3 protein-coding genes are annotated in these 13,307 nt (G+C 35.1%); all 3 read right to left on the bottom strand.

Annotation, left to right across the window (positions count from 1 at the left end):
• Positions 1-70: 70 nt before the first annotated feature.
• On the bottom strand, positions 71-5,743 hold the full coding sequence (locus AC1B0Z_RS04575; protein WP_483794371.1) for a T9SS type B sorting domain-containing protein: 5,673 nt from the start codon (positions 5,741-5,743) through the stop codon (positions 71-73).
• A gap of 147 nt (positions 5,744-5,890) precedes the next feature.
• Positions 5,891-10,735, bottom strand: coding sequence for a T9SS type B sorting domain-containing protein (locus tag AC1B0Z_RS04570; protein WP_483794370.1), 4,845 nt, complete (start codon positions 10,733-10,735; stop codon positions 5,891-5,893).
• A gap of 119 nt (positions 10,736-10,854) precedes the next feature.
• The gene (locus AC1B0Z_RS04565) at positions 10,855-13,287 is read right to left on the bottom strand and encodes a T9SS type B sorting domain-containing protein (RefSeq protein ID WP_483794369.1); all 2,433 of its coding nucleotides are present in this window, start codon (positions 13,285-13,287) and stop codon (positions 10,855-10,857) included.
• Positions 13,288-13,307 lie beyond the last annotated feature (20 nt).

The following is a 13,307-nucleotide window of genomic DNA, read 5'->3' as shown; positions in this document are numbered from 1 at the left end:
TAATTTTTAGACTTTTAAAAGCTAGCCGTGTATGTAGCTTTTTTTATGAAAAAAAATGAAAAAATAAGTTTTATCGTTTAAGTGTAAAATGGCCTTTTACATCAAATTCATCGCCTTTATAGAATACATGTGCAGCGAACCAATAATCGTTTGATGGCATATGTTGTCCGTTGTATGTACCGTCCCAACCTGGAGAGTTATGCCCTAAGCTTTTAATTAGCTTACCATATTGGTCATAAATGTGTATGGTGGTGCCTTCTAACTGTTCTACTCCTGTTATGTGCCATGTATCAAAATACCCATCGTTATTTGGGGTTAGGAATTTTGGAGTATCTATGACTACCACTTCTTTTGATATGTATGAGCAGCCATTGATATCAATAACGGTTATTAATCTTGGCCCAATGGGGACATTTTGGAAAAAGTTTGAAGTTTGTGGTTCACCATCATCCATTTGGTATAAATAGTCGCCAATACCACTCACTGTGATCGTGATATTATTGGGGTCTGAAAAATCTACAGTCTCGGTAAATTCTATATTGGCCTGTTCCGATTCTATGACGTTAAAAGTTTTTATAGTAGAACAGCCGTATTTAGTAGTTACTGTAACACTATATTCTCCTATTTCTTCAATATCTATATCGGCAGTTGTTTGTCCATTAGGAGACCACAGATAAGTGTCACTTTCAAATCCAGTATCAACCGAAACCATTAATGGAAAATTTTCCAAGCAAATTACTTGATCTCCAATATCATTTACGGGTTTACGTCTTACATGTGACATAAACTCTGTTATGCTGTAGCAACCAGTACTATTGTTCTCAATTCTTGCAAATAGCTTTTCCTCTCTGTTTACAGTATGGAAATTGTCATGCGGGTTGGTTTTTGACATCGCCTGTTCTTCTGAAGCATAGTAACTTACAGTAAATTCTAATGGATTTTGAGAAGCTAAGATTTGAGCATCATTTTCGGAGAGATTAAATGTATACATGTTATCATAGTCATCATCACAAGTCTCAATATCATCGGGTTTATTGGCAACAGGAAGTGGATTGACTATGAGCTGAAACGGATATACATAGTGGCAACCTCTGGAGGATGATTCAATTCTAATATAAATTGTATCATTCATCGTATGATAAGTGTAATCTTTATCTATTTGATTATTAGCGATTTCAGCATCATCTTCATTCACGTAATATGAAATTATTGCGTCAGGATCGTTAGTTACTATAACTTGATCTATAGTAGTTAAGTTGAAGTATCGTGATGCGTTATCGCATATACTGTAGGTCTTAAAATCCTCAATAGTTGGAGGAGAAGTTACAACCAGTTCTTGGTATATCACATTATAGCAATTGGCAGAACTGTTGAACACTTTAATATAAATGGTTTGTGGGTTTGAAATATTGGTATAATGTTCTGGGTTCGTAATTGCCGCCGCATCATCATTAAGCAAACTTTCATCATCATAATAAGACACTATAATATCGCTGGAAGCAATAGGAAATAATTCATTTTCATTAGCCGAAATATCAAAAACTACAGTTTCGTCGTAATCCGAATCACATAAAGTAATTGTAGAAACTTCATTAGGATAATCATGTACAATAGTTGAAAATTCAGTATTGCTGAAGCACCCTGTTGTTTTATGTTCTAAACGTACAAAAATAGCCTGCCCATTTTGGGCATTATAATTTTCTTCTAATGGATTTTCACCGGCTAAGGCATCTTCATTAGCTTCATGAAACGTAATTACATAATCATCAACATTTTGATTGCTTAATATTGAAGATGCTTGCAAAGAAAAGTCGAATACCTCAAAACCATCAGCGCTAGCATCATCACAAGCCTCCATATTATCAGGTTTATATGCCATTGGTAGTGGATGTACAACAAGCTGGAAGGGGTATACGTAATGGCAACCTCTGGATGCAGATTCTAATCTTGCATAAATAGTGTCATTAGTTGTATTATACACATAATCAGGGCTAATGGTATTAATTCCAGCTTCTGCATCGGAAGTATTTACGTAATATGTAATTATAGCGTCATTATCATTAGGAGCTACAACTTCATTAATTTCATTTAAATCGAAATATTGTGATGGATTTTCACAAATTTCGAAGGTTTTGAAATCTACTAGTGCAGGAGGTAAATCTACTTGAAGTTCTATTGGTAAACTAACAGAACAATTTGAAATAGTGTTATTTATTTTAATGTAGACCGTTTCTGGATTGCTTGTATTACTGTAGTTTTCAGGATCTGTAATTATTTCAGTATGGTTATCTACACCATCTTGGGTTTTGTGATAGGTAATCACAAGATTATTTTGTCTTACATCTAGAATTTGTAGCTCAGATTCTGTGATGTCGAATGTTACAATACCATCGTAATCTACATCGCATTTAGTTAGTGGAGATGGTTCTGTAGTTTCAGGAACTTGTACAATACTGATTAAAAAGTCTGTAAGTCCATGACAGTAGGTGCCATTTGAAATTCGTACATAAATGGGTTGAGGATTCACATAATTTGTAAATAACGGATCTATGGGGTTATACCCAAATTCGGCATCATAGGATGTTGTGTGAAGCGTCACTGTCAAATCATCATTAATACCTTCTTTTATTTGGTCTATAGTGTCATTCAAATCAAAACCTTCAACACCATCATTAGAGATATCATCGCATACTATAATATTATCTGGTTCATTAAAAAGAGGGATAGAGCCCACTTCTAAAGTAAATGATGAGGTGCCAAAACATTCAGAATCTGTAACACTTTCAACTCTTGTGTAAATAGTTTGAGGATTTGATACGTTCTGATAAATATTGTATTTATCTATTTCGTTGGTTCTGTCTATGGCGTCCTGTTCTGTCTCAAAATATAGTACATGTTTACCCCACTGTCCATTTAAAATTTCATTATCCTTTTCATAAAAATAAAAGTCGGCAATGTCGTCAGTTCCAGATTCACAATTCTCAAAAATTGTAATCTCTGGAAATACAGGAAGTGTGTTTATATTTATATATACATACGAAATGTTGAAACAAGATGTTGTTTTACTTTTTACCCTAAAATAGGCGTATTGGTTAGTGGCATTAAAGTTTTCTGGATCTTCTAGAGGTGCTTCACCATTAAAGGCTTTCCAATAATCATCGTAATATGAAATTTCTATATCAGACATGTCAGCTACCACACCTGGCGCAGCGGCTGTTAAATCTACTATGGAAAAATAATCTTGATCATCATCACAAACAATTATGGGTTGCGGATAGTTTATAGTTGGAGCTGTAATAATATTTATTTCCAATGGCTTTACGGCAACACATCCACTTTGTGGGTTTGAAATTCTGGTGTAAATGGTCTGTGGATTATAAGAATTATAGAATGTTGGCGGGAGTCTATTTTCGTCATTTAGTGCGTCTATTTCAGTAAGATAGTATTCTATGGAAACAGGGGAGATACCTTCGGTTAAATCCGCATTAAATGTATCCAAAATAACAGAGGTATAGCCATCAGTATCTGTATCGCAATAATCAACACTATCAATATCTGGTAATTCTAAAGCAGGACTTATAATAAGATCTACCAGAACGTTTACCTTACATATATCATCAATTACTGTGGTGTAAAGTGTTTTAGGGCTTGATGTTACAGTTATGGGAATATTTTCATTCAATGGATTGGTTTGGTTGTCCAGGTCGTTTTGACTTTCATAAAACACCACATCAATATCTCCATACTCTCCTTTTATGTCTTCTTCTATACTTTTCAGATCAAAATCAGCCATACCGTCATTGGAAATATCATCACAAACAGCGTAACTATTATAGTCAATACCAAATTCTACCAGATTTGTTTGTAGCTCTAAAGTGGTCATGGAGAAACATCCAGTAGTATCGTCATAAACCCTAACATAGAGCAATTGATAAAATTCTGTTGTATTATTAAAAGCTGTTTCATTGGTTATTGGGTTTTCCCCAGTTAATGCATCTGCTTCCGTAAAGTGAAATGTTACTGTTGCATCAGTTACACCATTTAAAATACTGTTTAGAGCTACAGTTAAGTCAAATTCAGCAAAACCATCAGAATTCACTTCACAGGCATTAATCCAATGTCTGTCGGTAATATTAATATCAGGATTAGGTTGTACGGTTACATCTATGGTGGTGGTAGCATGACAACCAGAAAACGAATTATAAACCCTAACGAATAAATTATCTGTAGGATTAGTGTTTGTGTAAAAGGAATAGATTGGGAAAAACCCACTGTCCGCATCTTGTTGTGAATAGTGATACGTAACAAATAGTGAATTATCACCACCTGTTATATCGTTATTTGCTTGTGATAAATCAATTTCTTTAAAGCCGTCGTTATCTAAATCGTCACAAACTATTATGGGTTCTGGATTTGTGAATGTTGGAGCTTCATTTACAACTAAATCAAAAGTAGGGTAGGCTATGCACCCATTATTTGTATCTTCAATCCTTACATATATCGTTTGCGGGTTACTTGTATTTTGATATGATGCCGTAATGGGCGAATTGCTGTTTCTTGCATTGTCCTCTGAAATGTGGTATGAGATATTATAGGTTCCTGAAGGTACCGAGAATAGAATTTCGTTATACTTTGCATTCAAATCAAAGGTTTCCGTACCATTATTACTGTTATCATCGCACAATATATAATCGGTAATTTCACCTGATATTTGCTCACCATTTAGTGTAATATCTATCTCATCTTCTATGACACAGCTTGAATTATTTAATTCAATAGTTACTTCCACTTTATAAGTTCCAGAGGTTAAAGCTGTATATCCAGGTGTATCTATTCCAGGGATTAAAGCACCATCTAAATACCAATTATAGGACGCTAAATTATTGTTGATATCGGCATTCAAATCAACAGTATTTGCACATGTAGATATATCTTCTCCAAGATTGACGGAAGCATTAAAGCTATTACCCTCTATAAATACCGCAGAATCAAAATTCTGGTCGTCTTGATCTGCAATTATGAGTTTGATATTATATTTTACGTTGGGGGTTATTGTAGCGTTTGCAGTTAAAACAGTGGTTCTGCCATTAAAATTGGTATCACCTTGATTATTTCCTTGAAAATAAGCTTCGTTTTGTGCGGGACAAAAACCAACCACTTCCTCTCTTATCGTAGTAGTATTTACCGGTGTGCTGGTTCCAGGTATAAGCGCAATATTTTCGTAGGTATCCATAGTTCCAGCTTCTTTAATAAGAAAGGCGAACCCATCACTGTAATTGCATGGATTTGTTAAATAATACTCTTCTGAAGCCAATAAATAATTAAATTGAATTTGATTGGAAAACGAAACAAAATCAAATTCAATGGTTGTGGCGTTCATCGTATTTATAATACCTAACGCATTTTCTAGATCGGCATCTGTTCCCCATGATGTTTCGCCTTCATTTAGATTTGATGCGTTTACAGTGTTTCCAGCAGAATTTACGCTACCCGTAGACAGAACGATGCCATTTTCAAAAGGAAAATTTGAATTGCCTTTTTCGAAATATCCGTAGCTTTCTATATTATTTATATTCCCATTTGTATTTGAAGATATATTACTGATCTCTACACAACCTTGTGCTAAATTGTTTAAAATCAACTGTTCTAAAGGAATCGAACTATCTGTAGTTATCTGTTGGCTGAAGAGTTTAGGGCAAAAGCATAGAATAATAAAAAGCGAGAGAAAGTAAAAATTCTTCATACGGTTGATTTATCCAGTTAGCAAGGGGCAAACCAACTTTATTATTAATAGCAACGTAAATTTAGAATTTAAAATACAGAAAAACTATACCCGATACGGAGTATATTCAATAAAAAAGACCAACTGTTAAAAAATTTAGATGTAGAGCTATCGTTTCAATGCAAAATGGCCTCGGATGTTGAAACTTTCACCATCTTGAACTATATCGGCAGAAAACCAATAGTCATCTGCAGGCATATTTTGCCCGTTAAATGTACCATCCCAACCAGGAGAGGTATGTGGTAGCATTTTTAAAAGCTTACCGTGCCTGTTGTAAATGTATACTAAGGTACCAGGCAACTCATTTACACCTGTAATGTGCCAAGTATCAAAAAAGCCATCGTTGTTTGGTGTTACAAATTTCGGGATATCGTATATAAACACTGTATCATATGCTGGTGCACAACCGTTAATATCTATTACGGTAATCTCATGACGCCCGATAGTTACATTATCAAAAGCATTTGAAGCTTGAGGCTCTCCATCATCTAGAATAAATCTATAATCGCCAGTAGCCGTTGCATCAATATTTACTGTAATACTATTAGGATCAGCAAAATTAACTGTGGAACTTGGGTTTAGTGGTGCTTGTTGCGATTCTATTACAGAAAAATTCTGAGTGATTTCGCAACCCGTAGTTTTAGTTACTGTTACCCAATAATCTCCAATTTGGTTAACATCGTTCAAAGTAATTTCTGATGTGGTGGCACCGTTAGACCATAAATAACCGTCTCCACTAACTCCCGTATCTGCATTAATTACAAGTGGTAAATCATCAGTACAAAACGCAACAATATCATCAATTGGAACAACAGGTAAGGGTAATACAGTAGTGCTAAACTGAGTGGTGCCATAACATCCTGTAGTTCTGTTTTCAAGCCTTGCATAGAAGGTTTCGTTAAGGTTTACCTCACGAGATGCAACTATGGCATTAACGTCATTTTCAGCATCATTAAGCGAGGTATGAAACGTAATTTCATGGTTTGAAGCAATTTGCGCACCCAAAATATCACTCGTAGTTTCCGAAAGGTTAAATCTTAATATACCATCATAATTATCATCGCAGTATACTAGATTTTGAGGTGTATTGGCCACAGGGTTTTGATTTATTTGAAGGGTGAAACTTCCATAACCTATACAACCTGTATTCAAATCTTCCATTCTGGTATATATCACATGACTATTTGATGTGTAATTGAACAAGCTGGCTAAGGCATTGCTGTTATTTTGAGCATCTGTGGCACTTATAAAATAACTAATAGAAACTGCACTTAAATCCTCTACTATCACATCGTTCATAATGGATAAATCAAAAGTGTTTGTTTCATTATCACAAATTAGTTGGGTGCCACTAAATTGTATTGGAGGTAGAGGTGTTACTTCAAGCTGCAGTGGAAGTACTGTGTAACAGGTAGTTAGCGTATTTAAAACCTTGATATAAACAGTCTTCGAATTTGAATCGTAATTGTTTGGATTAGGAATAGCAAGTGCGTCATTCTCAACATCATCAATATTTTCAAAGTAACTTACTACAGTACCTGTTTGTATTCTATCAAAATTTTCATATTGTGCATTATCCAAGTCAAATATGGTAAAACCATCGTAATCATCATCGCAGAGTTCAAATATTTCTGCTTCAGAAAGATCAGGAGCTGCAACCACGTTAATACCAAAATCTTCGATAACAAAACATTCAGAATCTTGATTATCTATTCTTACATAAAGCTGTTGTGGGTTTAAGGTATTAGTAAAGTCTAATGGCACTGCGTTAATATTATCAATAGCATTTTGTTCGCTTGTAAAGAAGTTGATTTCTAGGTTTGTAGTTGAGCCTTGGGAAATCTCATCTATTTTTTCATTCAAATTAAAAACGCCAAAACCGTCATTGCTCTCGTCATCACATATTAAAAATGAACTTGGAGTGTTGTAATTAGGATTGGCTCCAACTTCAATGATGAAAGAAGAAGTGGCATTACAACTAACATCGGTTATATTCTCTACACGAACGTATATAGTTTGTGGGCTGGATGTGTTGGTGTAAGGGTTAGTTTTATCTATTGGCGATGTAAAAGCAGCGTCTTCAAAATAAAATACTTCTTTACCAGTTTGACCATTTAAAATTTCGGCATCCCAATCTGTAAATAGAAATTCCGTGCGCTCGTCGTCGTCGTCCTCGCATAACTGAAAATTACTTATTGTTGACATTACAGGAATGGTATTGACAATAATTTCTAGGTTAGCAATAGCATAACATCCAGAAGCAGAACTCTCAACTCTCACAAATACAGTTTGTGTACCAGTTTCAAAACTTGTGGGGTCTAGTACCGGGTTTAAATTGTTATTGGCATCGGTAACAGAAGTAAAAAACTGTATATCCAACCCAGCAGTACTAGGTACAATTTCGGGAATTTTGTCTTCAAGATTTAAAATTGTTAATGCATCATTATCAATATCACAAAATAACCAAGGCACTGGTTGGGTTATAGGTGGAGCAGCGCGAACTTCTATATCGAAAGATTCTACTGTAAAACATTCGGTAGCAATATTTTCAATTCTAACAAATATAGTTTCTGTAGGCGAAGAATTAGTATAAAATGGTGGTAGCTGATTAAAATTATTTTCGGCATCTGATTGACTTCCAAAGTAATATACTAGAAAATCTGTATCCCCTCCAGTAATAATAGTATCAAAACTTGACAAATCGATACTTACTACACCATCATCGTCATCATCACAATAGGGGATAGGAGCAATCGGAGTAAATACTAGTATAGGGTTTACTAATAAGTTAATGTCTGTAACTTCGGTACAATTTCCATTGCCTATGCTAACTATTAAATTTGTTGGATTTGAAGCATTGTATACTTGATTTTTATCTAACGGGTTGTTATTGTCAAAATCTGTTTGAGTTTCGAAAAATGATACGTTAATACCTGGAAGTTCATTAGCAATATAAGTTTCAACAACAAATAAATTAAATCCTTCAACACCATCATTAGAACCATCATCGCACAGGGCGAAATCTCCCGTATCAGTTCCGGTTAATAAAAGGTTTGTATGAATTTCAAGTGGTACAACAGAAGCACATCCAGTAGCATCATCTTCCACACGAACAAAAACTGTTTGTACATCTGGAGTAATATTTTGATAATTAGTTTCATTTGCAATAGTGTTAATACCGTTATTTGCATCATCTAAACTTTCATGAAATGTAGTAGTAACACCTGTTAACCCCTGCAAAATATCGCTGATAGCTTGGGTTAAGTCGAAATTATCAGTGCCGTCATAATCTGCATCACAACCATCTAATGGTACTGGTTCTCTATTAACTATTGGGCTATTGGTAATATCTACAGTAAGGGTGCTAGTTGTATAACATCCTGTGGTGGCATTTATAACTCTTACAAATAAAGACTCAGTTGGCGTATTTGTATTTATATATGGAATCGGAACGGGATTACTACCGCTATTAGCATCTAAATTATTATAATGGTAAGTGACTACCAAATTGGTGTCTCCAGACGTTATTTCATCATTTTTTACGCTAAGGTCTATGGTAGTAAAACCGTCACTTGGGTCATTATCACTATCACAAATTGCCAAGTTTGTTGGATTTGTAATGTTAGGAATAGGGTTTACTACTATGTTGAATGTTGTATATGCAACACAACCAGAATCTAAATCATCTATCCTCACAAAAATGGGTTGTGTGAGAGATGTATTTTGAATGGGACTAGTTATTGGGTTGGCTCCTGATCTTGCATCAGAATCAGATAGATGATAACTAAACGTGTAGTTTGTAAAAGTGACGATACCAGCTAGTTCTGCATCTTTTGTGGATAGGTCAAACGTTTCAACCTCATCTCCGCTTAAATCATCACAAAGCTGATAGTCCGTTAGTGGGTTTAAATTGATTTCATTTTGAATGGTAACTATAATTTCATCCTCCTCAACACAGCTTGATGAGCCTAAAGGCGTTGTAATTTCTACTCTATATGTACCGCTTTGAGAGACATTTAGCATAGGATTGGTCTGCCCTGGAATAGGTGTTGTGCTACCGTTTAAAAACCATTCATAAGTTGATGAAGGGTTCTGGATATCTGCATCAAGGGGCACTGAGCTAGCACAAGTTGTGATGTCCTCTCCTAAATCTAGTATTCTAAAACTATCACCCTCAATAAAAACTGCAGAATCAAATCTTTGGTCGGCTTGGTCAGCAATTACTAGTTTAATATGATATTGTACATAAGGCGTTATGGTTGCAGTGGCGGTGAGTACTTCTGTCCTACCATTATAATTTGTATCTCCAATGTTATAACCATCAAAATATTGCTCATTTTGTGCGGCACAAACACCAACAATTTCGTCATGCACCGTATTTGTGCTAACAGGTGTTGTGGTACCAGGAACTACTGCTATATTTTGATATGGCCCCACGCTACTAGCTTCTCTTATCAAAAAAGCAAAACCATCAGAGAACTGGCAAGGGTTAATGCCTGAGTATTCCTCAGATGCTAAAAGATAGTTAAATTGAACCTGATTAGAAATCGACACAAAGTCAAATTCTATTGAGGTAGCATTCAGAAAATTATTGTTGCCAAGGGCATTTTCTAAATCGGTATCTGTTCCCCAGGTGGTTGCGCCTTCACTTAAATCTGTAGTGATTAAAGTATTACCACCAGATTCTGCATTACCAGTGGAAAGCATTATTCCACTTTCAAAAGGAAAGTTGGAAGAACCACGACTAAACTCTGCAAAACTTCTAAAACCATTGGCATCACCATTAATGTTTGATGTAACATTTGAAACCTCAACGCACCCGTCAACTAAATTATCTTCGATAAGTTGATTTATGGTAACATTTCCATTAACGTTAATTTGTTGTGCCACAACGGAATATGTGCTTAATAAAAGCACAATTAAGATAAGATTGAAATGTAGGGGCTTTTTCAATGTCTTTAATTTGGATAAAACTACAACTTTTAAAAGATGCAATGCGAGGTCGAAAGTAAATATATTTTGGATGAAACGCAAAAAAATCCGATAAAAAGCAATAATTCTAAGTTATATGTTTAATGTATTAATGTGAAATGATCTTTAAAAATTCTCCCATCCTGTAGTATTACTGAAAACCAGTAGTCATCGGTTGGTAAAACCCGTCCATTAAAAAAACCATTCCATCCTTCCTCCGAAGGTGATAATTCTTTTAATAGTTTGCCATATCTGTTATAGATTAAAATTTTGGTCTGAGATTGAAACGTATCAGAAATACCGTAAACTTGCCAAGTATCGTTTTCACCATCGCTATTGGGCGTAAAAAACTTTGGGAAACCTATCACTGATATATCTTGCTCAGTTGTACCGCAATTATTTTCAATATCTCTAACTAAAATTGTATAAAATCCAGGTACTACATTTTCAAACGTGTTATTGTTTTGGAAGCCGTAGTTTACACCTTCATCATTGATCAAACTGTATTCATATTCACCTTCACCTGTAGCATTTACAATAACACTATTGTTTTCAAAGGCATCATTAACTTCTATGGATTCAATAGTTGCAGTATTTGAAGCTTCTATAGTTATAAGCCTTTCCTTGCTACAATTAGTGCTTCTATTCGTTACTGTAACTCTTATGTTTCCTATGGTATTGGCCTCTATCGTATAATTATCTTCCCCAGTTGACCAACTATATAAAAAATCTGCAGTGTTGCCACTATTTAAACCTGCATCTATCAGTGTAGGTTGAGGAAAAAAGTTAAGACAATAGTTTGTAACCATTTCAGTTTCAATATCTGGCAGTTCGTTAACGATGAGTTGTATTTCACTAATGCCGTAACAGTTATTGTTATTTTCCACTCTGGCAAAAATGGTTTGTAAATTGGGAAGCGTATTGGTATACGTTGTACTTAATCTATTTTGTTCTGTAAGGGCTTCTTCATAACTTTCGAAATAGGAAATATCAAGCCCTAACGGGAGCCCATTAACAATATCCGAATCTGCATCACTTAAGTTAAAATTATAAAGGCCATCTTCAACACCATCATTATCACAAGCTATTATGCTAGTATCAAAAACATCTGTTGTACTGACATTTATTATTAGTTCCGATTCTGTAATGCACGAGGTGTCATTATTTATTACCTCCACATAGATGTTTTGCGGATTTGATGTGTTCGGAAAATTATCAGGAGTTAGTATTTCGTTTGTTCTTAACACATCAGTATAAAACTTAGTGGATAGATTATCTGCACCATTCGTTAAAATTGAATTTGCCTCGTTGAGATTAAATATTGTAATGCCATCTAAAGTTCCATCTTCGTCGCATTGCAAAATGCTATGATCTGTTCTCAATGGTAACGGGTTTACCGCTAATGTCAAAGAAGATACGCTAGAGCAATCAGGGTTAATCACATCTTCAATTCGAAAATATATTTCTTCATTAAAAGGTGTATTGTTGTAATACGAATCGGGTAAAATTGTGCTTGCATCATTTAGTTCTGCACCAGCTAAGGTACTGTGGTATGTTATATTAAAATCTGACGGATTTTGTCCATCTAAAATTTCATTATTTCTTGAAGATAATATAAATATACTTCTTCCATTGGTATCGTCTCCATCACTGGGGTTATCACAGATTGCATATTCTGATGGAGCAACAAAATTTGGCCCTGGTTCTACATTTAGTCTAAACTCAGTTAAATCAAAACAGCCCGTATTATTGTTAGTAATTCTCGCATATATAATTTGAGAGTTAATTGTATTGGTGTAGCGGGTTGGAATTGCATTCACCCCTATATTAGCATCAGTTTCAGACAAATGGTAAGTTATTGTTATATTGGTTTGGCTTCCCTCAATTGCAATAGTATTTGGTGTTAAGTTAAATTCGGTTAAACCATCGTTAAAAGGCGCAGTTATATCACAACTTAGTAAATTTAGTGGTATTCCAGATGCTAACGCCTCATTTGTTGGAGGTGGAGAGAAAGTTGTACTTCCTGTCCATTCCAAGGAAAATCCACTATTTCCAATGGGCCGGTCAATAACAATAAAATAAGTATCTCCAGCTTCTACATCCAACCACCTAACAAAACTATCACCATCGGCACCAGGGCCTTCGTTGGTATCAGTGGATGTTCCGTTCATTCCAGTTAAATTGTTGCCTTGAGAAGCTGCTTGCGGGTTGGTGCTAGAGCACCTTATAGCTTGCCCTATATTTCCACATGATACGTTGGGGCCATAAACAAAAAAGTCATAATCTTCTACTATAGATGTGCTATTAGGTCTTAATATAAAGCCCAAGGTTCCTGGTGTAGCGGGAGTAACCTCTAGCCAAACGCTATTATTTTCTCCTAAGCTCCCTCCTCCAAAACCACAAACATTTGTGTCAAATAATTCTTGTGTACCTGAACCGTTCACATTTAAATTTATTGTGGAGTTTCCGCACGTTATAATTGCATCTACACAGTCATTTGGTTCCTGAGCAACGAATAAACTGCTTTTTAGCATTATGCATATCAATAAAGTTA

The organism is Hyunsoonleella sp. J2K-J805 (assembly GCF_057167125.1).
This window is presented reverse-complemented; position numbering and strand designations above follow the sequence as displayed.

Bases quoted from the DNA above. Each gene is read 5' to 3' on its own strand.
- AC1B0Z_RS04575 (WP_483794371.1), bottom strand. From the start codon at position 5,743: ATGAAGAATTTTTACTTTCTCTCGCTTTTTATTATTCTATGCTTTTGC.
- AC1B0Z_RS04565 (WP_483794369.1), bottom strand. From the start codon at position 13,287: ATGCTAAAAAGCAGTTTATTCGTTGCTCAGGAACCAAATGACTGTGTA.